Genomic DNA, 25,377 nt, shown 5'->3' with positions numbered 1-25,377 from the left:
GGTGCCGAATCAGCGCCGGTGAGCGGGGTGTGGTGCGTGCAGCTGCAAGGCGGAGGAGGGCGTCGACGCGGAGCGTCGGCAACCGACGACAACGCCGCAGATGTGCGCACCACACCCCGCGTCTGCGACGTGATCCAAACGACAGGCCCTAGGGTGGCAGGCGTGTCGTACACAGGCTCGAACTCCGGCCCCGTCGATCCCTTCGGCGCTTCCGACCCCTTCGGCCCGCCGCCGCGCCGCTCGCCGCTGCGCCGCCCGCTGACCGTGGCGCTCGCCGTGCTGGTGCCCGGGGCGCTGCTGGGCTGGCTGGCGTTCGAGACGCTGGGCGGAACCGGGAGCGGCGGGAGCGACGGGGGCGGCAGAGCGGACCGGGTGGCCGGGGCCGGGGCGGGCGCCTCCACCGGCGCCGGCGTCCTCGACCCCACCCCGGCCGGCGGCAACGAGAAGCCGGGCACGCTCACCGCGTCGCCCAGCGAGAGCGTCGCCTCCCTCGCGGGCAAGGTCGTCGTCATCGACCCCGGGCACAACCCCACCAACGTCGAGCACACCGCCGAGATCAACCGCAAGGTGGACATCGGCACCAACCGGAAGGAGTGCGACACGACGGGTACGTCCACGAACTCCGGTTACAGCGAGGCGGAGTTCACGCTGGACGTGGCCCACCGGCTGCGCACGCTGCTGCAACAGCAGGGCGCCACGGTGAAGCTGACGCAGGACGCGGACCGGCCGTTCGGCCCGTGTGTCGACGAGCGGGCCCGGATCGGGAACACGGCGCACGCCGACGCGGTCGTCTCGATCCACGCCGACGGCGCCGGGGCCGGGCAGCGCGGCTTCCATGTGATCCTGCCGGGCTCGGTGCACGAGGGCATCGCCGACAACCGGGCCATCGTCGCCCCGTCGAAGGACCTCGGAAAGCTGATCGCGGGCGACTTCGCCCGCACGACGGGCACTTCGCCGTCCAACTACGTCGGGGACGGCACCGGTCTCGTCACGCGTGAGGACCTGGGCGGTCTCAATCTGTCAACGGTTCCCAAGGTGTTCATCGAGTGCGGCAACATGCGCGATACCAAGGACGCGGCGCTGCTGACCAGCAGCGCCTGGCGGCAGCAGGCGGCGCGGGGGATCTCTGAGGGAATCGTGAGTTTCCTGCGCGGGTAGTGATCAGCGGACCGATCCGGGCGGACAGCTCAATCGTGTGGACGATAGTGTCGTCCCTACGATTGGGGCCACCCCCGCGCTTCACACAGGGGCCTTACGGCGACATGGTGACAGCGACGCCTCTACCCGCTACGTGTATGCGTACATGCGTGTACCGACGACGAGACGACTGACGAAGGACCTGAAGTGAATATCCGCTCCCTCACTCGAGGCGACGGCGTGGTGATCGGAGCAGCGGTATTGCTGTTCATCGCGTCGTTCCTGGACAACTACTCGTACGACGGCGTCGCCAGCGGTCTCGACATCCCCAGCCTCTGGTCGAGCGGACCGGTCCTGCTCAGCGTCGTCCTGGCAGGTCTCATCGGCGCCGCGCTCATCGTCGTCTCCCGTGCGCTGCCGCAGCCCCGCAAGGTCGCCGGTCTGGACCTCGGTCCGTTCGGCGTGGCCTTCGCGGTCTTCGCCGCGTGGAGCGCCCTGGGCAATGTCGTCGACCCGATCGGCGGCCTGGACAACTTCGGCGGCGACAACTCCAACGCTCCCTCCGCCGGCACCGGTCTGATCCTCGCCCTGGTCGCCACGCTGGTGATGGCCGGCGGCGCGATCGCCACTCCGCTGGTGCCCGCGCTCCAGGCGGGGCTCATCCCGGCGCCGAAGCCGCCGACGCCCCAGCCGTACGGCGCGCAGCCGCCCGCCGGTTACGGCTACCCGGGTGCGCCGCAGCCGTCGGCGTTCGGCACTCCGCCGCAGCAGGGCCAGCCCGGTCAGCCGGGCCCGCAGTCGTTCGGCGGCGGTCAGCCGGGTCCGGCGCAGCCGCCGGCCGGGGATTTCTCCCCGTTCTGGTTCGCCGTGCCGGTGCCGCGTCCGCTGTACGCGGAGGACGGTGCGCCGTTGCCCATCGCCGAACTGGCGCCGGGCACCTGGTACCTCGCGGTCGAGCAGGGCGGCCAGGGTCTGGTCGCCCAGACGCAGGACGGCCGTCGCGGTGTCCTGAGGGACACCTCCGGCATCCAGCGCGGCTGAGTCCCACCCCGCGCAGCGGCATACACGACAACGGCCCCCCGCCCTTCCGGGCGGGGGGCCGTTGTCGTACAGTCGCAGCCCACATCTGCGATCTGACGAACCGTCAGGAGGCGGCCATGCGGCTCGGTCTGGCGCTCGGCTACTGGGGGCGCGGCCCCTCCCCCGACCACGTGGAGCTGGCACGCGAAGCGGAACGGCTCGGCTACGACTCCGTGTGGACGGCGGAGGCCTGGGGCTCGGACGCCTTCACCGCCCTCACCTGGATCGCCGCCCGGACGTCGACGATCCGGCTGGGCACGGCGGTCGCCCAGATGGCGGCCCGCTCCCCCACCACGACCGCGATGCACGCCCTGACCCTGGACCATCTCTCCGGCGGCCGCATGATGCTGGGGCTGGGCCTGTCGGGTCCGCAGGTCGTCGAGGGCTGGTACGGCCGCCCGTTCCCGAAGTCGCCGCTGACCGCGACCCGGGAGTACGTGGACGTCGTCCGGCAAGTGCTGCGGCGCGAGGCGCCGGTGGAGGCGGCCGGACGGTTCCACGCCCACCCCTACCGCGGGCCGGACGCGACGGGCCTCGGCCGGCCGCTCAAGTCGATCACCCATCCCCTCCGTGCCGACCTGCCGGTGCTGCTGGGCGCGGAGGGGCCGAAGAACGTGGCCCAGACGATCCGCATCGCCGACGGCTGGCTGCCGCTGTACTGGTCGCCGAACCGGCCGGACGCGTACGGCCCGGCGGTGGCCGAACTGCCCGAGGGCTTCCGGGTGGCCCCCCTGGCACGGGCGCGGGTCTGCGACGACCTCGCCGAGGGCCTGCTGCCCGTGAAGGCCATGCTCGGCTTCTACATCGGTGGCATGGGCCATGCCACCCGCAACTTCCACGCCGACCTGATGGCACGCATGGGCTACGAGGCGGAGGCCCGGCACATCCAGGAGCTGTTCCTGGCCGGCCGGCGCGAGGAGGCCGTCCTGGCCGTCCCGGACGCCTTCGCCGACGAGATCTCCCTCGTCGGCCCGCGCGAACGCATCGCGGAGCGGCTGGAGCTGTGGCGCAAGGGCCCGGTGACGGACCTCCTGGTCGTGGCGCCCGACCCGCACACCCTGCGGGTGCTGGCCGAACTCACCGCCTAGAAAACGGGTTTCGCAGGGAACACGTTTCATACGGGTGCGAACGGCAACCCGAGCAGCATGTCCCCTCGATATCGCAACGGCGCCAACCAGGCAGGGACGGTCATCGCGATCGTCGCAGACGTGATGGCCCTCATCCTGGGCCTGTGGATCGCGATGTATCTGCTCGACGCCAACCGCGGCAACAGCTTCGTGGAGTTCGTCCACGACACGGCCCGCTGGCTCGCGGGCTGGTCCTACGATCTGTTCACGTTCGACGAGGCGTGGGCGAGGGTGGTGGCGGGGTACGGCCTGGCCGCGGTCGTCTACCTGTTCGTGGGCCACGCGATCGCAGGCCGCGCCCACCGCCACTGAGCAGCCACTCGGCAGCCGCCGAGCCACCACCGAGCAGCCACTCGACAGCCGCCGAGCCACCCCTGAGCAATCCGCTCGGGCGCGGCCGGCCCGTTCAGGCGCAGCAGGACGCCTCGAGCCCGGAGGGGAGTTGCTCCCCGCCGAACACCGCGCAGGTGGCTTCGTGGCCGCCGAGGGCCGCGACGGCGAGCAGCAGCGAGCCCGCGGTCCAGGTGGTGAGTTCGCGGGGCCAGATCGCCTCGTCGTCGAACACGAACCCGGTCCAGTACAGCCCGGACTCCGCGTCCCGCAGATGCTGGATCGCCTGCAGGATCTCCAGCGCCCGGTCGGACTCGCCCATCGCCCAGAGCGCGAGGGCGAGTTCGGCGGACTCGCCGCCCGTCACCCACGGGTTGGGGACGACGCACCGCACGCCGAGACCGGGCACCACGAACCGCTCCCAGTCCGCCTCGATACGGGACTTGGCCTCGGCGCCGGTCAACGCGCCGCCCAGCACCGGGTAGTACCAGTCCATCGAGTAGCGGTCCTTGTCGAGGAAACGCTCCGGATGCCGTCGTATGGCGTGCCGCAGCGCGCCCGCCGCCAACTCCCAGTCCGGCTGCGCCTCTTCGCGCTGCTCGGCGATGGCCAGGGCGCAGCGCAGCGCCTGGTGGATCGAGGAGGAGCCGGTGAGCAGCGCGTCGGCGGTCGGCGTGCCGTCGTCGTCGCGTCGCCAGCCGATCTGGCCGCCCGGCTGCTGGAGCCGCAGCACGTACTCGATCGCCGCGTAGACGGCCGGCCACATGCGGTCGAGGAAGGTGTCGTCGCCGGTGGAGAGGTAGTGGTGCCAGACGCCGACGGCTATGTAGGCGACGAAGTTCGTCTCCCGGCCGCGGTCGGTGACCTCGGCGAAGTCGCCGTCGGCGTACGCGGCGAACCACGATCCGTCGTCGTTCTGGTGCCGGGCCAGCCAGGTGTAGGCGCGGTCGGCGGCCTCGTGCTCGCCGGCCGCGTCCAGTGCCATGGCGGCCTCGGTGTGGTCCCACGGGTCGAGGTGGTGACCCCGGAACCACGGGATCGCGCCGTCCTCGCGCTGCACGGCGAGGATGCCGGCGACGGTCGCGGCGGCCTGCTCGGCGGTGAGGACCCCGGGCAGGACCAGGTGTTCTGTCCGGGGGGTGGTCACTTGGCGGCCGCCTCGGACAGCGTCGGGACGTGGGGGAGATTCGGGAGATGCGGCTTGGTCGCGTAGGCCACGAAGCTCTTGCCGATCAGCGGGTTCAGCGCCTGCTCGGCGACCCGGGTGGCCAGCGGCTTCTTCATGATGTCCCAGACCAGCAGCTTGTGGTACGCCCGCACCGGCAACGCCTTGTCGTTGTCCACGCCGAACGCGCACTTCAGCCACCAGTACGGCGAGTGCAGCGCGTGGGCGTGATGGGTGCCGTACGGCTTCAGCCCGGCTTCCTTGATCTTCGTGAGCAGTTCGTCCGCCTTGTAGATGCGGATGTGGCCGCCCTCGACCTCGTGGTAGGCGTCGGAGAGGGTCCAGCAGACCTTCTCGGGCCCGTAGCGCGGAACGGTGATCGCGATCCGGCCGCCCGGCTTGAGCACCCGCACCATCTCCGCGAGGACGCCCTTGTCGTCCGGGATGTGCTCCATGACCTCGGAGATGATGACGACGTCGAAGGACTCGTCGGGGAAGGGCAGCGCGAGGGCGTCGCCCTCCATCGCCGTGGCGGTGGCGCCCTCCGGGGCCTCACCGGCCTCCTTCATCGCCGCGAACCACTTGGCGACCTCGCGAATGTCCTCGGCGTTCTGGTCCAGGGCCACGACCTGCGCGCCCCGCCGGTAGCACTCGAAGGCGTGCCGGCCGGCACCGCAGCCGAGGTCCAGGACTCGGTCGCCCGGGGCGAGCGGGAACCGGGAGAAGTCGACGGTCAGCACGTGGCCCTGCTTTCGCGATCGGATGCTTCGGTTACGACATCGGCGTCGACGTCGACGTCCGCGTCAACGCCAGGGTCGACAGCTTGAGGAGCCGGGGCCGGAGTCGGGGCCGGAGCCGTGGCCTGGGCCGGCGCCGGGGCCTCCGACGCCCGCTGGTGACGGCCGTCGGCTATCGCCTCGCGGTAGCGGGCCACGGTCCCCTCGGCGGCCCGCGCCCAGGTGAACCGTTCCAGCACCCGTTCGCGGCCGGCCGCGCCGAGCCGGGCCCGCAGCTCGGGGTCGTCCAGAAGCCGGCTCAGGCCCACGGCCAGCGCGCCCGCGTCGCCCGTCGGCACGGCCAGACAGGTCTCCCCGTCGCGCCCGGCGACCTCGGGGATCGCCCCGCCGGTCGTGGCGAGCAGCGGGGTGCCCGTGGCCATGGCCTCGGCGGCCGGCAGCGAGAAGCCCTCGTACAGCGACGGCACGCAGGCGACCTCCGCCGAGCGCACCAGGTCGACCAGTTCGGCGTCGGAGATGCCCTTGACGAACTCGACGGCGCCTTCGAGGCCGTACCGCTCGATCGCCTGGGCGACCGGCCCCTCCTGCGGGCGCTTGCCGACGACGACGAGATGGGCCGTCGGATGCTCGGTGCGCACCTTCGCCAGCGCCTCGACGAGGAAGACCAGGCCCTTGAGCGGGACGTCCGCGCTGGACGTCGTCACGATCCGGCCCGGTACCCGCGGCACGGCCGGATCCGGCCGGAACAGGTCGGTGTCCGCACCGATGTGGACGACGTGGATGCGGTCGTCGCGGACGCCGAGGTGGTCGATGATCTCCTGGCGGGAGGTGCCGGAGACGGTGAGCACGGACGGCAGCCGGCGCGCGACGCGCTTCTGCATGGCGGTGAACCCGTACCAGCGGCGCACGGAGTACCGCCGCCGCCATCCCTCGGCGGCGTCCAGCTCCAACTGCCGGTCGACGGTGATGGGGTGGTGGATGGTGGTGACCAGGGGCGCGCCGACGTCCCCCAACAACCCGTAGCCCAGGGTCTGGTTGTCGTGCACGACGTCGAACTCGCCCCTCCGGGCGCGCAGATGGCGGCGGGCGCGCAGCGAGAAGGTCAGCGGTTCGGGGAAGCCGCCGGTCCACATCGTCGCCACTTCGAGGGCGTCGATCCAGTCGCGGTACTCGCCGCGCCCGGGGGTGCGGAAAGGATCCGGCTGGCGGTAGAGGTCGAGGCTGGGCAGCTCGGTGAGGGAGAGACGGTCGTCGTGGCCCGGGTCCAGCACCGGATAGGGCTGGGAGCCGATGACCTCGACACGGTGACCGAGGCGGACGAGCTCCCGCGAGAGATGCCGTACGTAGACGCCCTGGCCCCCGCAGAACGGGTTCCCCTTATAGGTGAGGAGCGCGATGTCGAGCGGTCGCCCGCCGTCAGCGGCAAGGTCCTTCGGGGACCCCGCCTGACTGGCCTCAGCGGTCACTCCGGGCCCCCTTCTGCCTGCATTGTCCCGCGAGACTACGACGGGACGCTAATCTAGAACAAGTTTCAGACTTGATCGTTCGGGAGGCTCTGAATCTACCGGCAGGTAGCTGTGCTGTGAGCGGTGGATCAGGTGATTCGCGCCACGACCGACGGCACCACCGACGGAACGACCGACGGAACGGAACGGAAACGGGACCCATGCCTGCGGAAGTCACCCCTCAGCGCCCCGCGCACTCCCCTCTCACGGAGCGGCAGGAGGCGCGCCGCCGCCGGATCCTGCACGCGAGCGCACAGTTGGCCAGCCGGGGCGGTTTCGACGCGGTGCAGATGCGGGAGGTCGCGGAGTCCTCGCAGGTCGCCCTCGGCACCCTCTACCGCTACTTCCCCTCCAAGGTGCACCTGCTGGTCGCCACGATGCAGGACCAGCTGGAGCATATGCACGGCACGCTGCGGAAGAAGCCCCCGACGGGCGAGAACGCGGCGGACCGGGTCGCGGAGACCCTGATGCGCGCCTTCCGCGCCCTGCAGCGCGAGCCGCATCTGGCCGACGCGATGGTCCGCGCGCTGACCTTCGCCGACCGCAGCGTCTCCCCCGAGGTCGACCAGGTGTCCCGGCAGACGACGGCGATCATCCTGGACTCGATGGGCCTGACCGACCCCACCCCCGAGCAGCTCTCCGCGGTCCGCGTCATCGAGCACACCTGGCACTCGGCGCTCATCACCTGGCTGTCGGGCCGCGCGTCCATCGCCCAGGTCCGGATCGACATCGAGACGGTCTGCCGCCTGATCGACGTGACGGACCCTCGGACGGACCGGACGGACCGGACGGACAAGTAAAACCTACGAGACGAAGAGGGCTTTCCGTCAGGCCCTGTCCTGCGACCTTCCGGTCCCTCAGTTCGTCCGTCGACGTCGGCCCCAGCGGATGCCCGTACCTCTCGGCGTCTCGCCAAAGTCGGCTACTCCGGTCGAACTCCCTCATTCGCCTCGTAGGCCACTACCAGAATAGAACACGTGGGGCACTACAGAACACCCCAATGGGGACATTTTTCACTCTTCTGGAGGAAAGACCGGCTCTCCGCTCCCCAGCAACGTAATCATGATCGCCTCCACCGGGCAGCTCTCCGCCGCCGCCAGCACCCGCTCGTTCGCGTCCGTGTCCGGATCGGCCGGATGGGACTGGCGTGCGGTGTCCAGCCGGAAGCCGTCGGGCGCGTGATGGATGCACTGGGCCGACCCGATGCACAGGGAGCGGTCCACCTCGACGTGCCACCGATCCCCCATGACGGCCTCAGCCCTCCCAGCCGGCCGGCAGATGGATCATCTTGTGCTCCAGGTACGCGCTGAAGCCCTCGGGCCCGAACTCCCGCCCCAGCCCGGAGTTCTTGTAGCCGCCGAACGGGCCGAGCATGTCCAGGCTGAAGGTGTTCACCGAGTACGTCCCCGTACGGACCTGGCGCGCGATCTCGATGCCGTGCCCGACGTCGGCCGTCCAGACGCTGCCGCTGAGCCCGTAGTCGGAGTCGTTCGCGATCTTCAGCGCCTCGGACTCGTCGCCGTAGGGCAGCAGGCAGATCACCGGGCCGAAGATCTCCTCGCGGGCGATCCGCATGGAGTTGTCGACGTCGCCGAAGAGCGTCGGCTCGACGTACCAGCCGCGGTCGAGGCCGGGCGGACGGCCGCCGCCGGTGAGGATCTTCGCGCCCTCCTCCTGGCCGATGCGGATGTAGTCGAGGTTGCGGCGCTGCTGCCGTTCGGCCACCAGCGGCCCGACCTGGGTGGCCGGGTCCAGCGGATCGCCGACCACGAGGGCGCTCGCGGCGGCGGCGAAGGCGTCCGCGAGCTCGTCGTAGCGCGAGCGCGGCAGCAGGATGCGGGTCTGGGCGACGCAGGCCTGCCCGTTGTTCATCCAGGCGGCCGAGACGATCCCGGGGACGGCCGTGGCGAGGTCCGCGTCCGGCAGCACGATCGCCGCCGACTTGCCGCCCAGCTCCAGGGTCACCCGCGTCAGGTTCCTGGACGCCACCTCCATGACCCGCTTGCCGGCCGCGACCGAGCCCGTGAACGCGACCTTGTCGACTCCGGGATGCCCGACCAGGTACTCGCTCACCTCGCGGTCCGCCGGCAGGATCGACAGCACGCCCTCCGGCAGCCCGGCCTCCCGCGCGATGTCCGCCAGGATGTAGGCGTCGAGCGGCGACTCCGGGGACGGCTTCAGCACCACCGTGCAGCCGGTGAGCAGCGCGGGCGCGAGCTTGGCGGCGGCCACGAACTGCGGGACGTTCCAGGGGACGACGGCCGCGACCACGCCCACCGGCTCGCGCCGGACGAGGATCTTCCCGAGCACGCCGGCGCGCCGCTCCTCGTAGGTGAAGTCCCGGGCGACGGTGATCGCCGCGTCCCACACCATCATCGCGCCGAGGGCCTGCGCGAGGACGCTCCAGGAGTAGGGGGAGCCGTTCTCCGAGGAGATCACCCGGGCGATCTCCTCGTGCCGCGTGAGGATCCCGTCCTTGATCCGGGTGACCACCGCGAGCCGCTCGTCGAGCGACAGCCGCGGCCAGGGCCCCTCGTCGAAGGCCTGCCGCGCCACGGCGACGGCCCGGTCCACATCGGCCGCCGACGCGTGCGGCACCCGCCCGATGACCTCCTCGGTGTGCGGGGAGATCACCTCGATGACGGCGTCGCCGAGCGGGTCCGTCAACTCGCCGCCGATGACCAGCTTTTCGTGCACCACGAGCTCAGCCATGTCCGCTGCCTTCATTTCTGACGGTGTCTCAGCTGTCCCCAGAACTGATACCAGTTCTAGTTAAACTAAGCCAGGGGCAGGGCCAAACCGGCCCCGACCAGCGGTTTTCCCGCTGGTCGGAGATGCCGTCACGCCGCGTGGGCCGTCTGTGGGCCGTCGTTGCCCTCGCCGGCCGCGCGGTACATGCCGTCAACGGCCTTCCGCGTACGGCTCTCGCTGCTCGGCATCAGGTGCGTGTACACGCGCAGCGTGAATCCCGGGTCGCCGTGTCCCAGGTACTGGCTCAGCGCCTTCACGTTCTCCCCCGCATCCAGCAGCACGGACGCGTAGAAGTGCCTGAGGGCGTGCATGCCGTCCTCCCGTGATTCGGCGATCCGTTTGCCCGGCTCAGGCACCGGGAGGACACCAGCGGCCACGAGGGCGGGCTTCCATGCCTGCACGTTGAAGTTGTTCCGCACGAGCGCGCCACCCTCAGGGGCGGTGAACAACAGCTTCTTGGTGACGGGCCGCCCGTCCGGGGTCAGCCACGGCAACGTCACCTCCTTGGGCGGGAACCGCTTCATGTGGGCGGCGAGCGCCTGGCCGACGTGTTCGGGCAAGGGCACGTCGCGCACCTTGCCACGCTTCGGCGGTGCGAACACGGGGTGTCCGGCGACAAGCTTCACTTGGTAGCCAACGTGCAACCACCCAGTCAGGAAGCCGACTTCTTCGACGGGAAGACCGAAGATCTCACCCTGCCGCAGGCCACAGCCGCCGCCCGCGTCCACCATGGCGCGGTAGTGCTCGGGGAGCTGTGCACGCACGGCGAACACGCGCTCAGCCGTCCACGGCCGCACCCGACTGGGCACCATGGCCGGCGCTTTCACCGATGTCGCGCGGCAGGGGTTCTTGCTGATGAGTCCGTCATCCATGGCGGCCGTGAACACGGCGGACACGTTGGCGAAGATGACTCGCCGATAGGACGCAGCGAGCCCCTTGCCCTCCAACTCCCGGGACCACTCACGGACTTGTTCCGGCTGGAACGAGCCGAGAGGGCGCGCCCCGATATGCGGGTAGGCGTGAAGCCTGAGCCGGGACTCCGTGCCCGTGCGCGTGGAAACGTCGGTCGTCTGGGCGGCCACCCAGCGTTCGGCGTACTGCTGGAAGGTGGTGCGGCTCGCCTTCGGGTCGATGTACTGGCCGCGCGCCATGTCGGCCTCGATCTGCGCGAGCCACTTGTCAGCGAGACGCTTCTGTCCGTCGGGGAAGCTCTTGGACTTCTCGGTACCGTCGGGCCCGACGTACCGGGCCCGGTAGCGCAGCCCGGTGCCGTGGCGATCAGTCTTCGTGCGGACGGTCTTGCCGTCGGTGTCGGTCTCGGTCTTGAACCAGCGGTCTTGGATGTGGCCTGCCATCAGGCAGAAGTCCTCTCGACATGCGGCAGGGAGAGCCGCCGGGTAGCGGCTCTCCCTGCTGTCTGCGGTGGGTGTTGGGTTAGGCGGCGTTCTGGTCAGTGCTCTTGCGTTCGGCGACGTGGGCGAGCACGTCGGCGGGGTCGTAGCGGATGTACTTGCCGATGCGGAATCCGGGCGGCCCCATGCGCTTCCGACGCCACTGGTAGACGGTCTCTTTGGGCACCTCGAAGATCTCGGCGATGTCGTCGGGGGTGAGGTAGCGGTCCGGCAACCCGCTGCGGAGCGTGGCGCGCGGGTCCGGCTGTTCACGTGCGGTGCTCATGGCGTGTCCTCCGTGCGCGGGCGCGGGTCCTGTTTCGGGGGCGCACCTGTCCGAGGCTTGGATTTCTGCGTCATTGCGTCATCAGCGTCATTCAGGCTTCTGACCTGCGGCTTTGTGTGACGCGGCGGCTAGGGTGTGCGTCATTGGTGCGTCATGGGCTGCGTCATCCGTGACGCGGCCCATGACGCAGATGACGCAGGATGACGCAGAGAATGCCGTCTGCGTCATGCGTGTTGCCGCAGGCCAGGGGCCGTTTTCCGGCTCGCATGACGCAGATGACGCAGCGTCTTCCCTCTTAGGACAAAGAGCGGGGGGTGTCTGTTGTGGTCTGGTGCCGCTCAAGCGTGAAGAAGGAGCCGCTGCGCGGCGCGACCTTGGGTCGGCGCATGCGCCGAACAGCAAGAGGAGCACGCCGCGGCGACGGTGCTCCTCTTGCTTGTACGGGTGAGCGCGTGCGGGTCAGTACACCCGCTGCTGCTCGTGCGGGGGCGCGGTGGCCGTGCGGGTCATTTCGAGGTAGCGGCCTTCGCTGGTGCGGCCCGTGTCGATGAGGACGCCCCGGGCGGCCAGGGTCGGTTGGAGGCGCTTGAGACGGTCGGAGAGGACTTTGCCGGTGGTCGGCCACCCTTTGGGCAGCGGGCGGCAGTCCTCGCCCGCGTAGAGGCGGCTGAGGCAGTGCAGCCACTCCGTGGAGGTCATCCGCTGCGCGTCGCCCGGCTCGATGGTGTCCGCATGGCTGAGGACGGTCTGCGCGAGGAGGTCGCCCTCAATGACGTCGTCGTTCAGGTCGTCCAGACTGGCCCGGTAGGCGGCGAGCGCCCCCAGACCGGTCGCCGCGTCGAGCTGTGCGCACAGGTGCGCGAAGTCGGCCATCCGCAGGTCGGTGGGGGTCTCCGCTGCCACCGCGCGGACCTTCACCGTGAGGTCCAGGAGCGATCCGAGAACGACGGGCAGAACCTCCGCGTACTCCGCCCACAGTTCCGCCTCGGTGCGCCGGACGCGGGGCCGCTCCAACCGAAGGGGCAGGAGGCGTTCGGCGAGGTCGGGCCGGATGACTCCGACGTCGATGCCGGTCAGCAGCAGGGGGCGGCGGTAACCGACGCGGAACACGTCCCCGTCGGTGAACAGGGCGCGCTTGACGCTCTCGGCTCCGGTGACGATGCAGCACATGGCGTCGGACAGGTCCGGCGTCATGTGGGAGAGGTTGTCCAGCGCGGTGACCCATCCCGCCGCGACCGCTGCGATGAGGTTCTCTTCGTCCTTCGGGGCGCGGCGCAGGTCTCCGCTCATGCCTTCGATGATCCGTACGAGCATCCGGCCGCCGGTGGACTTGCCCGCGCCCTGCGGGCCGGTGAGGAACGGCGCGGGGACCGGCACGGACGGCCCGAGACAGCCGATCAGCCACGCGATGGCCAGGCACTCCGTTTCGGCGTTGGCGAAGTTGCACAGCCGGAGCAGGAGATCGATGCCCTTGCCGTCGGTGTCCTTGGCCGGCAGGGGCAGTTCCCCGGTGAGTTGAGTGCGTCGCCAGCACACTTCACGCGGGTCGGGGGTGAGGATGTCCCAGCCGGTGGGGTGGATGCGGATGGACTGCCCGTCGTCGCGGCCCAGGTCCAGCCATGTCGCCCCGTCGAATCCGGGGGCCACGCGGATGTTCACGGCGTGCGTGTCCTCGTACAGCGCGAGCGCTTCGATCAAGTCCAATGCCTCCTTGAGCGCGGTCCCGTTGAACACGCCGACCCCGTCCCGGTACATGCCGACGATGAGTTCCTGCCGGTGGCTGCCCGTGGTGCCCTGGGAGCGCATCGGCCGGGCCACGGGGTGGCCGTTCCTCTGCGCGTACACGGTCCCGTCGGCGGTGCGGAAGTACCGGAAATGCGCCTGTGCGTAGTCGGCGATGATCTCGCGGGCGGGGTTCTTCTCGTCCTCGGACATGGTCACAGTCCCAACGTGGTGCGGGCGTTGGTCCACGCGTCGGCGCAGTGCCGGGGCGACTCGCCCTTGGCCTGAGCCGCGGTGAACAGCCTGCTGATGTGGGCGTCGGCGAGGCAGCCGCATCGGCCGTGCGTGGAGAGCACGGCGAGGAACGTCCGATAGACCGTGGCGTGCACCCCGGCGCGGGCGTCGGTGATGCGCTGCTCTGCCATGGCGATTCCCCGGTCGAGGTAGGCGGGCGTGCGGTGCCGGCACTCCCCGCCCCCAGCCCGCGCGGGCACGGTGACGGCCTGCAGTGCCGGCCGGGCCGTGGAGGGCTCCTTCACGGCCAGGGCGCGCACGACGTCCGGCAGGGCGGTCATGGTGCCGGTGCCGGGACCAAGCCACCGGGCATAGGCCATCGTGGACTTGATGTCGACGCCCTCACGGACGGCGTTCACGGACCGCATGACGCCCTGGTAGATCCAGTGCTCGCCCCGGGTCGTCGGCACCGCGCGCGTGGCGGGCAGCGTCGCGCGGGCCCAGGCGACGGCCGCCGGGTTGTCGAGGTCGACGACAGTGACGCCGGCACCGCCGGGGTGGTAGGCGACGGCGGCGGCCCGGCACCACGCGGACGCCCACGGCGGGGAGGTGAGGGTGTGGGGGTCGGTGGTGGCGGCGGCCCAGCCGTGGCACGGGTGCGGGCAGGCGCAGGTGCCGGGGGTCTTCATGTTCGGCCGGCCGCCGCACGCGTTGCCGGTGCAGGCCGGGCAGTTGCCGAACGGCAGCTTCCCCGCCCGCAGGGGCAGCGGTGGGACACCGTGGGCGGCGAGGTACAGGGCGAGCGCTCGCCGGATGGCAGTGGGTTGCGGCATGCTGGATGACCTCCACAGGTCAGTTCGTGGCAGGTGGACAAGGGCGGCCCCGCTTCATTGGCGTGAGTGGGGGGCCGCCCTTGGCGTAGCTACTGCTGGTCGGCGAGCCAGAGGGCGTACTGCTGGCGGACGTAGGCGCGCGGCTCGCAGTCGGCGTGCGCGTCGTCCAGTTCGATCAGGAACTTCGCGGCCATGTGGGCGGTGTCGTCGTCGCGGTGGTCGGCTCCGTCGGTGAGCGCGATGCGGTCGAGGGCTGCGGCCTTGCGCAGGTAGTAGGACCTCTCCAGCGCGGTGAAGCATCCTGCGGCGGCGAGCGTGCGAGTGATCCAGTCGATCTCGCTGAGAATGGCGGGGGCGTCGGCGTAGGCCTGCTCGGGCTCGGGCCACATGTCGGCGTGATCAGCCTTGAGGTAGAGGCGCTGCCGCTTGCCGTCGGCGGTGGGGAAGACGGTCACCCGTCCGGCCTTGAACGCGGTCTCCAGGACGTCGGTGACGCGGTCGGAGTCGGCGGGGTCGCAGATGATCCTGATCTCGAACACAGGGTTCCTCTCTCGGGTTAGAAGGGTGGTTCGTCGCTGTAGCCGTCGGGGCCCCACGGGTCGCGGTCGTCGGCGCGGCGGCGCAGCCACCGGGGACGGCGACGGGGCAGGGGAAGCAGGACGATCCGGCGGGTTTCGTTCCAGCAGGGGCAGGGGTCCCATTCGGTGCCGGCGTACTCGCCGTTGTGGTCGCCGTAGTCGTAGGCGTGTCCGCCCTCGCCCCGGCAGTCGGCGCAGTCGGGGCGGGGGGTGTCGGTCAGGACCAGCGCGCGGCGCGGCCAGTCGGTGACGCGGATGCGGAGTCGGAGCACGGGTGTTGGTCTCCCTCTCAGCCGTAGAACTTGTTGCGCTTGATGACGGCCTTGCGGATGTTGACCGTCGTCCCGCCCTCGCCGTGGCCGCGTCCGCTGAAGATCTGCACGGCGACCCATCCGCCGAAGACGACGGCGGCGAGGATGACGAGCTGCGTGACCAGCGCAGTGAGCGCGGTGATGAACGCGGTCAGCAGCAGCAGTCCCCCGCAGACGGCGAGGAATCCGACGCCTCCGAGGGCGACGTTCACCGCCGTCCGGGACACGGCCGGCCGGGTGGCGACCGGGTCCGGCTGGACGGGGCTCATGGCGTAGCCGGTGACGACGCGGCCGTCCGGCAGGACGACGCTCGCAACCGTCGGCACGCCGTGCGGCTGGACGGGAACGAGCGGTGCCGGGTACGGCGCGGCGGGGGTGAGCGGGGTGGGCTGGTGGACTTCCGGGGCCCGTAAGGCGGGCACGTGGCCGGGGTGTTCGGGGTACATGCGGAATCCCTTCCGGCGGTGAGGCAGGGAGGCGAAGACACACCCTGCCGGGTGGGCTGTGGACGGTGTTTCAGGGGTCTGGCCTGCGTGCCTCCCTGCCTCCCTGAACGATCATTCGTGCAGGTCAGAGCCAGGGAGGCGAGTCAGGGAGGGGTTCAGGGAGTTCTCCCTGCCTCCCTGCCCCGGGGATGGTGCGCCTCCCTTCACTCGGAGGCGGAAGCGGAACCGTGGCCGTCGCGGTTGGCGAGGGCGCGGGCGACGCGGTCGCGGCCGACGACCATGCGGCCGTCGGACTTGTACGGCTCCGCGCCGGCGTCCTCCAAGACACGCTTGAGGTCGCCTGGCGTCCACGCGCCGTAGGCGTCCTCGTTCAACGCGGTGAGCCGCTTGAGGACGTCGGCGGTCAGGACGCGGGAGGCGTCACCGAGGACGGCGGCGATGTCGGCGAGCGGGTCGCGGTCCTCGCCCCGGTCGATGGCGTGCAGGGTGGTGACGCCGTCGCGCAGGGCCTTGGCCCGGTCGATGATGGCTTCGGCCGCGTCGTCGTCGATGTAGTGCGTGCGCACCGTGATGGACGCCTGTCCGGCCGGGATGGCGATGCCGGAGGAGGCGAGGACCAGGGTCCCCTGATCCAGGCCGGGGCGCAGCAGGTTCGGTGCGGCCCCGCCGTCGACGGCCTTGTCCCCCAGCGCCATGCGGGCCTGGGACTCGGTGCCCAGGGCGAGGGAGGCGCGGGTGTGCGCGCCCTCGCGGACCAGCTTGGGAAGGTTCTGGTCGGTGGGGTCCTGGGTGCCCTGCCACATCAGGACGTTGACCGCACGGCCCTGGTTGTGGATCTTGCGGACGGCCATGAAGTAGCGGGACGTGGCCTTGGATCCGCCGTAGGGACGGCGGTCTTCGTCCTTGGCCGGGCACATGAACGCCATCTGCGCTTCGTCCACGATCACGATCAGGGCGGGGAACTGGGTGCCGGGCGGTGCCTGGATGCGGCGGTTCATCTCCTCGACCGCGTCCTCGACCATCTCGGTGACCTGTATGACGTGCTCGTCGGTCGGGCCCTGGATGAGGCGGGCGGCGAGTCCGTCGAACATGTTCCAGTCGCCGACGCCCTTGAGGTCGCCCACCCAGAACTCCACCGACTTGTCCAGCGCGAGCCACAGGGCCAGCGAACGCAGGGCCACGGTCTTGCCCTGGTTGGACAGGCCCGTGATCAGCAGGTGGCGCTGATACAGGCTCAGGCTCGCGGCGTCGCCGCGCAGGTCCTGACCCCACGGGGCGCGGCCCTTGGCGTAGTCGGCGGTCATGGTCTCGTCGGTGACCAGCGGAGACGGGCCGATCGGCTCGTCCAACGCACCCGAGTCGGCCACCCACAGCCGCACCGTGCGCGCGGCCTGCGGGATGGTGACGAACACCTCGTGCTCGTGCCGGGTCAGGTTCTCGGCGAGCTTGCGCCGACGGTTCTGCACCTCGATCGTCGACACCCCCGAGGGAAGCGTGACGTCGACCTCCACACCGCATCCGGCGATCCGGATCGGACCGAGCATCGACGCGCCGGCGTCCCCCATCTCCTTGATGGCCTTGGCCAGGGCAGACACCCCGAGGTCGCGCAGGGCCTTGACCACGATGGACGGGGTGATCGGCTCGCCCTCGCCGCTGCGGACGGTCGCGGGAAGAGCCCATGCGGGTGCGGCCTGCTGCTTGCTGCCGACCGCCCACAGCGCGAGCAGGGCCAGGAACGGGCCCAAGGTGACGGCGGGGCCCCACACCACCTGAACGATGGTGATCAGCAGGTTGATGAACTCGATGACGGCCTGGATCGGGGTGACGACGTCCTTGACGTCCTTGTTCGCGATGGCCATGACGACCCCGAGGGCGACCAGAGCGCCGATGCCCATCCCGGTGCCCACAGCCACGCCCTTGGCCGCGTCCAGCGGGGAGTGGAGCAGGTCCATGCGGCGGCGGTGCCGCGCGTCGCGGAAGTGCTGCCCGCGCTCCTCCCACTCCGCTGCGGCCTCCATGTTCCCCGCGGCTTCCGCCGCGCGCATGAACCGCTCGTAGCGGGCGGCCGTCTTGCCGTCCCACGTCCGCCGGGCCGTGATCCGCGCCCCGCCCACCACGTAGAGGCTGTGGCGGGCGACGGCGCGGGCGGCGGTCTTCGTGTTCTCGTGCGTGACCGCGTGCTTGACGGCGCGCCCGGAGCGCACCCACAGCGGGGTCGGTGCCGGCGGTGCCGGGGCGGGGACCACGGTCAGCGTGGTCACGGTGGCGGTGGCCGGTTCGGCGGGCGGGTCGGTGTCTTTGTGCAGGTGAACGACGTTCTCGGACATGCGGAAGTCTCCTCAACACCCCGATGGCGGGGGCGGGTAAGGGCATGCGGGAAGGGTGAGGGGCCGGGACGGCGAGGGCGGCCGTCCCGGCGGGTGGTTCACGTGGCGGGGGTGGGTGTCACCACCAGCCGGACGACTTCTTGGCGGCCTTGGCGGCGGCGGCCTCGTTCACGATGCGCTGCCGCTCGATGTGCAGCGCGGTCAGTTCGGCGGTAAGGCGGGTCTCCACGGAGCTGGCCAGGGAGTCCAGCCGGTTCTCCTGGCGGGCGGCGCTCTTGCCGCGCAGGACCCGGTACGAGCCGCCGGCGAGCGCGCCGATCACGGCGCGCCGCTCGGCACTCGTCAGCGGCCACGTCTCGCCCCGGCGGACGGCCTCCAGCTTGCGGTTCGTCTTCTGAATCTCGCGGTCGATACGACGGGTGTCGGGCTTGCCCATGATGTGCGGACTCCTCAGCGATTGAAGGGGAAAGCCGCAGCTCAGGCGGCAGAGAATGCAGGGGTAGGCGCACAGCGGGCACATGCCGAGGAAGGTCCGGCGGCGTCCCGTCCGTGGGCGGCTACGGTGTGCGGCATGAACGGGGAGCCAGCAGTCAGAACGCGGCCGTGCAAGTGGTGCGGGATACCGGTGCAGCAGCCGCGCAGCCGGTGGCGCAGACGGCGGTTCTGCAGCAAGTCACACCGCCGCAGAAACCGCGTCTTTGAGGCGGTCGTGAACTTCCTGGACAGCCTGTAGCGGACGTCAGGCGACGCGCTTCCATGCCTGCCGCAACCGGACCTCAGACGCGGAGTGGCCGGCCGCGCGAAAGCGCACGGCCATCTCGCGGTAGGACAGAGCCGGGGTCTCGCTGTGCCGGATCTCGTCGACCAACGCGTCGAGCGCGCCGTCGGTGAGCGCCGGGCCGGCCGGGAGCGCGCCGACCGGCTCGGTCGGGCCCCACACCGGGAGCTCCCAGCGGGGTGTGACGTCGGGCGTGACGCGGGTCGTCACGCTGGTCAGCGCCCTGCCGGTGTCCTCGCCCTGCCGCGCCGTCTCCAGCGTCGACCAGGCCCCTGCGAGGGCGGCGGCGGTCTTGGCCTGGACGCGTGCGACGCGTGCCCCGGCAGCCGTCACGGCCGTCAGCCGGGTCTCCTCGGTGGACGCTTCGGCCCGAAGCCAGGCACGGGCCACGGCCGCCTCATCGCGGGCCTCTTGCTGGATTCCCCGGATCGCTCCGAGGGCGGACGGGGTGAGCGCGGTGCGCTCCCACATCCCGTGGACCAGCCACAGCGCCTTGGCGGCGATCGGCAGCCAGGCGACGGCGAGCCACCCGCCGGGAGACTCCTCGGTCAGCAGCGCGTGGGCGACCAGGACGCCAGTGGCGACCAGGCCGAAGAACCAGCCCACGGCGGTCACCGTGTGGCTGTGGTCGCCCTGCGCGGCAAGGCGTCGTTCGTAGGCGAGGGTGGCGAGCCATCCCCCGTCGATGCCCAAACCGACGACCAGCGCGACCGGCCACGGCATCACTGTGCCCAGCCACATCACGACCACGGCGAGGGTGAGCACCATGGACACCGCCGTCATCGCGACGGCGGGCAACACGGTCTTGGCCCGCCCCACGGCGGACAGCACGGCCCTGGCGCTCATGCCGCACCGCCCGTCGTGCTCGCGTCGGCCGTGCGGTTGGCCAGGTCCCGCCGCGCCGCGAGCACCCGGTTGCGGGCCCGGCGGATCCGGCGGGTGTCGACCTCGTTCTCGGGGTGGTCCATGGCCTTGATCTGCGCGTCGAGCAGGTCGACCTCCGCAAGGATCAGCGGGGACTCCAGCTCGATCGCGTCCAGCTCCGCAGCCGTCGGCTCGCGGTCGAACTCGTCGGCGGTAACGACCACCTGAACAGCACCGATGTGCTTCATGGGTCAGTGTTCCTCTCACACAGGAACGGCCCGAACAGCGGTCCCCGGGGTGCAACCCGGGGACCGCGCGCCGTTGAAGTCGGAAGATCCGGCTCCCCTCAGCGCTGCACGTACGAGACGTGCAGCGGAGGCAACCGGCCGCAGGGAACTGCGGTGGATGAGCGGTCTCTTTCGGGGACGCGGCTGCCGGATCAAGGAACAGCTCGCTAGGGCCCCGCTGTAGGCAGAGACCAGACCTTTCGGTCTGCCATCCGGACTGACAAGGGATCGCCTGAAACAGACGACTGTCCGGTGCCCTCGGCCCGCTCTGTCCCGGGCCCCTTGACCCCGACGCGCCCCTGAATCAGGGCGTGTTGAGGTCCGACACCCGCTGCTCGGTGAACCGACCGGCGGGCACATCCCTAAGGTTCCCTAGGGTTCCCTGCGGTGTCAAGCGGTAAGCTAGGGAACCTCAGGGAAGTGACGACAGGGAGCAAGCGAAATGGCAGGCCAGGCCGACAACCGGGCACCGTACGCAAAGATTGCCGCCCACTACGCGGAGCTGATTACGTCTGGTCAGCTACAGCCAGGCACCCTCTTGCCGAGCATCAAAAACCTCTCGGAAGAGTGGAAGGTGAGTACGGCAACAGCCGAGAAGGCCCTGCGCAAGCTACGCAACGAGGGGCTCGTCCGTGGCATTCACGGCATCGGCACCGAAGTGCTAGATCAGCCGGCGTCCATGTCGTCCGGGGCCCAGCGACAGGACCGTGGACGCCGTACCGGGTCCAGCTGGGGTGATGGCGAGCGGTCCGACTCGCATCAGGCGGCCGTGGTGCCCGCACCCAATGAAGTGGCGCAAGCGCTGGACATTCAGCCCGGCTCTGACGTGGTACGCCGGAGCCGCGTGTACCGGGACCGGCACGGCATCGTCGCCCACAGCACGTCATGGATTCCTGCTCGGTACGGGAGGCTGATCCCTCAGCTTGCGGCGAGTGAGCGTCTGACGGGGGGGACTTCGCTCCAGCTCATTGCTCAGGCGACCGGCCACCCGATCAGTCATCGCCTCGACACTGCCTCAGCCCGCCTGCTGACGCCGGAGTACGCACGGCTCTTGGAGCTGGACCCTGACAACCTGCCGACTGAACCCGTAGTTGTGATGACCGCGAAGTTCGTCGACAGCGAGAGCAACATCGTGGAATACGGCGTCGACCTCGGGGGCCCTGGCCGAACGTGGCGCACGGAATCGGAAGTCACGCAGTGAGGACCGCCGACAACGCCTCCCGGCCGTCCTGCGTCCTGATGGCAGGCCTACCCGGCTCAGGCAAGACGACGCTTGCCCGTGCGCTCACTGCCAGTGGCTTCGTAAGGCTTTGCCCAGACGAAGAGATGTTCCGCCGACATGGCGTGTACGGGGTCGACTTCCCCCGAGGCGTCTTTCCGACCCTTGAACGCCCGGTCCTCGAAGAGATCTCCGAGGAACTCCGTGAGCAACTCCGAGCCGGGCACAACGTGGTGGTCGACCACGGCTTTTGGACACCGGACGACCGCGCTCGTTGGCGCTCGATCGCGACCGACGCCGGCGCAAGCACGGTGCTGGTCTACCTGGAAGCAAGTCACGAAGAGCTTTGGGCCCGTGTGAACAAGCGGAACGCCAGGCATGAGGACGACCCAAACTCGATCTACTTCGCCGAAAGCGACCTACTCCGCTACCGAACCCGGTTCGTACCCCCGGATTCGGGCGAGCCGCACATCGTGTACAACGGCGACACCAATTCGGTACTGAAGGCACTGGACGAAGCCGCCCAACAGGGCAGGGGATAGAAGGAGCGGCCACGGCCGCGCGACCCTTGACAGCTCGCTACCCCCGCGCGCGATGACCGCCCGTACCGAGCTGAGTACCGCCGCACACTACGACCCTGCCTGTGGTGCGAGGGCTGCAACACTCTGGATGTTCCAGCCTTCCGCCTGCCGACAGCGGCATTGAAGAGACCACCCTCGCCCACGCGGGCGAGGGTGGTCTCTTCGGCTCTGCCTCCTCGCCAGCATGCGAGCGGAGTGAGGCCAAGGTGCCCGATAATAGGCCGCCCCTTAACCCCAGATGGACGACTTTGACTGGCCGCAGAGGCAGGGTGATTGTAAAAATAGATAGCCGACCATGACGGTCGCGGCCAGATACGCTTACAAGGTAAAGAAAGATACTAATGAATCATAAGGAAGACAGAGATGGCGGATACGGTTCCCCTTTGAGCATATTCGCCACCGTGCTATCAATTATGGGAGCCCTACTCTACGGGATTGCACGCTTCGGCAATGCCGCATTCTATACACAGCTGGGAACTTCCCCCGACGAGGTTGGCATAGATCCAACCGTACTTCTCGGAAGAGTTGCCGGGGTATTCCTAATATTTCTCGTGGTGGTGGCACTGTATTCGATCTCTGTTCACTTCGCCATGAGAGACAAAACGCCCTGGTGGGCGAGCCTGCTCGGCTTTGCCGCCGCCATGCTACTGCTCGGTGTGCTAATATTTGGATTTTTTACAGCAGCATCTTACTGGTGGGCTGCTGGCATCTTGGTGCTCTCGGTGATTTTCCTTACATTCATGACTGGGGTGCTGGATAAGAATCCGAATGCCTACCGAGATTGGATGGACAAAGCGAAAGCGAGGCGTGCGGCAACCGTAACCGCTGCACTCCTGTTTGTCCTGGCCGTTTTCGCCACAGCGGGAATTTCTGGCTACCGGGCGGCGCGCCATATCGAAAATGGCGAAGTTCTTCCATGTAGCTGCTTACAACTCTGGTCTCTGAAGGTAAATTACAGATGGTTTGCTGGGACCGCAGGGTTTTTGGGCATCAATCCCCAACACGCCTACCCAATGTGGATAAGCCCCACGATCAAGGGAGAAGAGCGTACACGCCTCATGCGTGATTCTCTATTCCATCTTGGGACTAACAACGGGACGCACTATCTATTTGATGCGGAGACACAGGGCGTGCTGCGCATTCCAGCGCCTTTGTTTATCTTCTCGACGTCCGCTGTGGGATGAGTAACGCTCAGAGGCGGCTAGGGGCGGGAGAGCAGCGACCGAGCAAGGTGGTGCCTGCACCCATCGCCGCCCTCAAACGCGCACAGAGAACCGCAGTCGCGCAAGGTACTCGCCTCTAACGGCTCGTCAGCAGGTGAGCGCAGCGAACCCCCAAGGAACGTGCGGCCGCAAGTCGCTCCCTCTTACTCCTCCTCACATAACGACCGGACGCCCGAGCGTGGCACGGCCGGGCCTGATAGCGAGCCGGCGAAAGCTCCCACGCAGCCGCCCCACGGGCTGATTTGAGTTCTGCCGCGTGGAGCCGCTGATCGCTAACGTCAGCGGCCCATGCCGCCAGCGATAGCGGCAGATCGACCCCGTAGCTGGGCCGTCTGTGGGCCGTCCAAGGGGGACCGACGACGACCAACAACGACCACCAACGACCCCTCCACGGCTGGTCAGGACGAGAGTCACAGAGCTTCCCCCTGGCCAATCTGACAGCTCATCAGTTCTAGTTATAGTGAGCAATGGCCGTGCGGCCGCAGGGCCACAGGAGGGGGCGGGCAGATGACGGCTACGTTCGATCACGGCGGGGGTGTCAGGTCTCTCCGGGTGCCGATCCCGGACAACCCGCTCGGCCACACGCTGGTGTACGTCGTCGACACCGACCGCGGGCCCGTGCTCATCGACACCGGCTGGGACGACCCGGCGTCCTGGGACGCCCTGGCCTCGGGGCTGATCGCCTGCGGCACCTCGGTCGACGCCCTGCACGGCGTCGTCGTCACCCACCACCACCCCGACCACCACGGCCTGTCCGGCAAGGTGCGGGAGGCCTCCGGGGCGTGGGTGGCGATGCACGCCGCGGACGCCTCGATCGTGCGGCGGACCCGGGAGACGCGCGCCGAGCGCTGGTACACGTACATGGCGGACAAGCTCACGGCGGCCGGCGCCCCCGAGGAGCACATCGCCCCGCTGCGCACGCCCCGGGCCGGCCGCCGCACCGTCCCCGGCCTGGCCCCTGCCCTCCCCGACCGCGAGATCGTCCCCGGCGAGTTCCTCGACCTCCCCGGCCGCCGTCTGCGCGCGATCTGGACGCCGGGCCACACCCCCGGCCATGTCTGCCTCCACCTGGAGGAGGAGCATCCGGCCCGGCTGCCGGGCCACGGCCGCCTGTTCTCCGGCGACCATCTGCTCCCGGAGATCACTCCACACATCGGCCTGTACGAGGATCCGGACGACGCCACCGTCACCGACCCCCTCGGCGACTACCTGGACTCCCTCGAACGCGTCGGCCGCCTCGCGCCCGCCGAGATCCTCCCGGCCCACCAGTACAGCTTCACCGACGCGCCCTCCCGGGTGACGGAATTGCTCACCCACCACGAGGACCGCCTCACCGGCCTGCTCACCCTCCTCGCCACCCCCCTCACCCCCTGGCAGCTCGCGGAGCGGATGGAGTGGAACCGACCCTGGGACCAGATCCCGTACGGGTCGAGGAACATCGCGGTCTCGGAGGCCGAGGCCCATCTGCGCCGCCTGGTGAAGCTGGGCCGTGCGGAGGCCGTGACGGGGAGCGACCCGGTGACCTACGTGGCCGTCGTCAGCCCATCAGGGACCTGATCGACTGCGACCGCCGTCACATTCGGGGCTCCTGCGACGGGCCCGAAAGGCCGTTGACCGGTGAACCACCCCACATGACCCACATCACCTACTAACCATCCTAGTCGGACAAATCGGATGCCATGGGCATGCCATTACCGGCCCTGACCTGCACATTGAGAGCCAGGTCACACAAGCGACCTTCACCCCGAATACGACCACAACTAGCAAAGGGGGTCTTTGCGGACGGCTCCCGATCCTGCTTCTCTGGATGACGTCGCAAGGTGCCGACGAGCCCACGGGCCTCGGCACCGACGCATGCACCGCCACCCACCGCACACCACGCGGTGCGGCCACGCACCGCGTGACTCCGGCATGCAGCGACCGACTCTGTCCCCGAAGAAAAAGGTTCTCCGTGTCCGTCTCCGTCATCCGTCGCATCGCTTCCCCGAAGAAGGCCCTCACCGTCGCCGCCGTGGCCGCCGCCACCGCCGGCATGGCGCTGTCCGCGGCGCCCGCCCAGGCCGCGACGTCGTCCGTGGCCTCGGCCTCGCAGGCCCAGGCGATCGCGCACAAGATGATCCCGAGCACGGCTCAGTACAACGCCTTCGCCAACATCGTGAAGCACGAGAGCGGCTGGGACGTCGACGCCACCAACGCCTCCTCCGGCGCCTACGGCCTCGTCCAGGCCCTGCCCGGCTCCAAGATGGCCTCGGCCGGCTCCGACTGGAAGACCAACGCCAAGACCCAGATCAAGTGGGGCCTGGACTACATGAACTCCCGCTACGGCAGCCCGGTCGGCGCCTGGAACTTCTGGCAGGCCAACGGCTGGTACTGAGCCACGCCACACGCCTCCCCCACAGCCGCCGAAGGCGGCGGCCCCAGATCCCCCCGGCCGCCCCCATCGGCGTTTGCCCCCCCACCCCTGA

The 25,377-nt window shown here is 69.7% G+C and carries 26 protein-coding genes; 10 read left to right on the top strand and 16 right to left on the bottom strand.

The annotated features are described in order from the left end of the window. The first annotated feature begins 162 nt into the window (after positions 1 to 162). The 4 genes from ACWD4O_RS47275 to ACWD4O_RS47260 all read left to right on the top strand — a co-directional run bounded on the left by ACWD4O_RS47275 (position 163) and on the right by ACWD4O_RS47260 (position 3,656). Positions 163 to 1,158: an N-acetylmuramoyl-L-alanine amidase gene (locus ACWD4O_RS47275; RefSeq protein ID WP_451289309.1), complete on the top strand. Its 996-nt coding sequence runs from the start codon at positions 163 to 165 to the stop codon at positions 1,156 to 1,158. Between the two features lie 186 nt (positions 1,159 to 1,344). Then, complete coding sequence (locus ACWD4O_RS47270) at positions 1,345 to 2,178, top strand: hypothetical protein (protein WP_451289307.1); 834 nt, start codon at positions 1,345 to 1,347, stop codon at positions 2,176 to 2,178. 116 nt (positions 2,179 to 2,294) lie between these two features. Then, positions 2,295 to 3,305, top strand: a complete 1,011-nt coding sequence (locus ACWD4O_RS47265) for an LLM class F420-dependent oxidoreductase (RefSeq protein ID WP_451289306.1) — start codon at positions 2,295 to 2,297, stop codon at positions 3,303 to 3,305. 57 nt (positions 3,306 to 3,362) lie between these two features. Then, a complete protein-coding gene (locus tag ACWD4O_RS47260) occupies positions 3,363 to 3,656 on the top strand; it encodes a hypothetical protein (protein WP_351911266.1) in 294 nt (97 codons plus the stop codon). Between the two features lie 94 nt (positions 3,657 to 3,750). Here the strand turns inward: ACWD4O_RS47260 and ACWD4O_RS47255 are convergent, their stop codons facing one another. From ACWD4O_RS47255 to ACWD4O_RS47245, 3 genes are read right to left on the bottom strand one after another with little or no spacing between them, the layout of a single operon-like run. After that, positions 3,751 to 4,821, bottom strand: a complete 1,071-nt coding sequence (locus ACWD4O_RS47255) for a prenyltransferase (RefSeq protein WP_451289305.1) — start codon at positions 4,819 to 4,821, stop codon at positions 3,751 to 3,753. Continuing rightward, positions 4,818 to 5,579 (bottom strand): class I SAM-dependent methyltransferase, encoded by a 762-nt coding sequence (locus ACWD4O_RS47250; RefSeq protein ID WP_451289304.1) that lies wholly within the window; start codon positions 5,577 to 5,579, stop codon positions 4,818 to 4,820. Before ACWD4O_RS47250 ends, ACWD4O_RS47255 begins: the two co-directional genes overlap by 4 nt. After that, positions 5,573 to 7,042, bottom strand: coding sequence for a glycosyltransferase family 4 protein (locus ACWD4O_RS47245; protein WP_451289303.1), 1,470 nt, complete (start codon positions 7,040 to 7,042; stop codon positions 5,573 to 5,575). The genes ACWD4O_RS47250 and ACWD4O_RS47245 overlap by 7 nt, the downstream gene beginning before the upstream one ends. A 200-nt stretch (positions 7,043 to 7,242) precedes the next feature. Between ACWD4O_RS47245 and ACWD4O_RS47240 the strand changes: the two genes are divergently transcribed. After that, positions 7,243 to 7,881 carry a TetR family transcriptional regulator gene (locus tag ACWD4O_RS47240; RefSeq protein WP_451289302.1) on the top strand — a complete coding sequence of 213 codons (639 nt, stop codon included), beginning with the start codon at positions 7,243 to 7,245 and terminating at the stop codon, positions 7,879 to 7,881. 213 nt (positions 7,882 to 8,094) lie between these two features. Here ACWD4O_RS47240 and ACWD4O_RS47235 read toward each other — a convergent pair whose 3' ends face one another. The 13 genes from ACWD4O_RS47235 to ACWD4O_RS47175 form a co-directional block, all read right to left on the bottom strand. Further along, positions 8,095 to 8,328, bottom strand: a complete 234-nt coding sequence (locus ACWD4O_RS47235) for a ferredoxin (protein WP_451289301.1) — start codon at positions 8,326 to 8,328, stop codon at positions 8,095 to 8,097. A gap of 7 nt (positions 8,329 to 8,335) precedes the next feature. Beyond that, the gene (locus ACWD4O_RS47230; RefSeq protein ID WP_451289299.1) at positions 8,336 to 9,793 is read right to left on the bottom strand and encodes an aldehyde dehydrogenase; all 1,458 of its coding nucleotides are present in this window, start codon (positions 9,791 to 9,793) and stop codon (positions 8,336 to 8,338) included. A 128-nt stretch (positions 9,794 to 9,921) separates the two neighbouring features. Beyond that, entirely contained in the window at positions 9,922 to 11,187 is a 1,266-nt protein-coding gene (locus tag ACWD4O_RS47225) for a tyrosine-type recombinase/integrase (protein ID WP_451289298.1), read from the bottom strand. A 79-nt stretch (positions 11,188 to 11,266) separates the two neighbouring features. Further along, positions 11,267 to 11,509: a helix-turn-helix domain-containing protein gene (locus ACWD4O_RS47220; RefSeq protein WP_451289297.1), complete on the bottom strand. Its 243-nt coding sequence runs from the start codon at positions 11,507 to 11,509 to the stop codon at positions 11,267 to 11,269. A gap of 459 nt (positions 11,510 to 11,968) precedes the next feature. After that, positions 11,969 to 13,444, bottom strand: a complete 1,476-nt coding sequence (locus tag ACWD4O_RS47215) for an ATP-binding protein (RefSeq protein ID WP_451289310.1) — start codon at positions 13,442 to 13,444, stop codon at positions 11,969 to 11,971. A 2-nt stretch (positions 13,445 to 13,446) separates the two neighbouring features. Then, on the bottom strand, positions 13,447 to 14,298 hold the full coding sequence (locus ACWD4O_RS47210; RefSeq protein ID WP_451289296.1) for a DNA primase: 852 nt from the start codon (positions 14,296 to 14,298) through the stop codon (positions 13,447 to 13,449). An 89-nt stretch (positions 14,299 to 14,387) separates the two neighbouring features. Further along, positions 14,388 to 14,837: a hypothetical protein gene (locus ACWD4O_RS47205; RefSeq protein WP_451289294.1), complete on the bottom strand. Its 450-nt coding sequence runs from the start codon at positions 14,835 to 14,837 to the stop codon at positions 14,388 to 14,390. 17 nt (positions 14,838 to 14,854) lie between these two features. Then, positions 14,855 to 15,148, bottom strand: coding sequence for a hypothetical protein (locus ACWD4O_RS47200; protein ID WP_451289293.1), 294 nt, complete (start codon positions 15,146 to 15,148; stop codon positions 14,855 to 14,857). A gap of 17 nt (positions 15,149 to 15,165) precedes the next feature. Beyond that, positions 15,166 to 15,633: a hypothetical protein gene (locus ACWD4O_RS47195; protein WP_451289292.1), complete on the bottom strand. Its 468-nt coding sequence runs from the start codon at positions 15,631 to 15,633 to the stop codon at positions 15,166 to 15,168. A gap of 203 nt (positions 15,634 to 15,836) precedes the next feature. Beyond that, on the bottom strand, positions 15,837 to 17,960 hold the full coding sequence (locus ACWD4O_RS47190) for an FtsK/SpoIIIE domain-containing protein (protein ID WP_451289291.1): 2,124 nt from the start codon (positions 17,958 to 17,960) through the stop codon (positions 15,837 to 15,839). A 118-nt stretch (positions 17,961 to 18,078) separates the two neighbouring features. Continuing rightward, positions 18,079 to 18,396, bottom strand: a complete 318-nt coding sequence (locus tag ACWD4O_RS47185) for a hypothetical protein (RefSeq protein ID WP_451289290.1) — start codon at positions 18,394 to 18,396, stop codon at positions 18,079 to 18,081. Between the two features lie 303 nt (positions 18,397 to 18,699). Next, a complete protein-coding gene (locus ACWD4O_RS47180) occupies positions 18,700 to 19,584 on the bottom strand; it encodes a protein spdB (RefSeq protein WP_451289289.1) in 885 nt (294 codons plus the stop codon). Beyond that, on the bottom strand, positions 19,581 to 19,850 hold the full coding sequence (locus ACWD4O_RS47175) for a DUF6284 family protein (RefSeq protein ID WP_451289288.1): 270 nt from the start codon (positions 19,848 to 19,850) through the stop codon (positions 19,581 to 19,583). Before ACWD4O_RS47175 ends, ACWD4O_RS47180 begins: the two co-directional genes overlap by 4 nt. 481 nt (positions 19,851 to 20,331) lie before the next feature. Here ACWD4O_RS47175 and ACWD4O_RS47170 point away from each other — a divergent pair, with 481 nt between their 5' ends. The 5 genes from ACWD4O_RS47170 to ACWD4O_RS47150 all read left to right on the top strand — a co-directional run bounded on the left by ACWD4O_RS47170 (position 20,332) and on the right by ACWD4O_RS47150 (position 25,286). Next, entirely contained in the window at positions 20,332 to 21,090 is a 759-nt protein-coding gene (locus ACWD4O_RS47170; RefSeq protein WP_451289287.1) for a GntR family transcriptional regulator, read from the top strand. Next, positions 21,087 to 21,650 carry an AAA family ATPase gene (locus ACWD4O_RS47165; protein WP_451289286.1) on the top strand — a complete coding sequence of 188 codons (564 nt, stop codon included), beginning with the start codon at positions 21,087 to 21,089 and terminating at the stop codon, positions 21,648 to 21,650. The genes ACWD4O_RS47170 and ACWD4O_RS47165 overlap by 4 nt, the downstream gene beginning before the upstream one ends. 422 nt (positions 21,651 to 22,072) lie before the next feature. Continuing rightward, positions 22,073 to 22,873 carry a hypothetical protein gene (locus ACWD4O_RS47160; protein ID WP_451289285.1) on the top strand — a complete coding sequence of 267 codons (801 nt, stop codon included), beginning with the start codon at positions 22,073 to 22,075 and terminating at the stop codon, positions 22,871 to 22,873. A 546-nt stretch (positions 22,874 to 23,419) separates the two neighbouring features. Next, positions 23,420 to 24,469 (top strand): MBL fold metallo-hydrolase, encoded by a 1,050-nt coding sequence (locus ACWD4O_RS47155; RefSeq protein ID WP_451289283.1) that lies wholly within the window; start codon positions 23,420 to 23,422, stop codon positions 24,467 to 24,469. Between the two features lie 394 nt (positions 24,470 to 24,863). Next, on the top strand, positions 24,864 to 25,286 hold the full coding sequence (locus ACWD4O_RS47150) for an aggregation-promoting factor C-terminal-like domain-containing protein (protein WP_351911274.1): 423 nt from the start codon (positions 24,864 to 24,866) through the stop codon (positions 25,284 to 25,286). Positions 25,287 to 25,377: the final 91 nt, after the last annotated feature.

Source organism: Streptomyces sp. NPDC002623, assembly GCF_053592635.1.
Note: the sequence above shows the minus strand (reverse complement) of the source record. Positions and strands in the feature narration are given on the sequence as shown.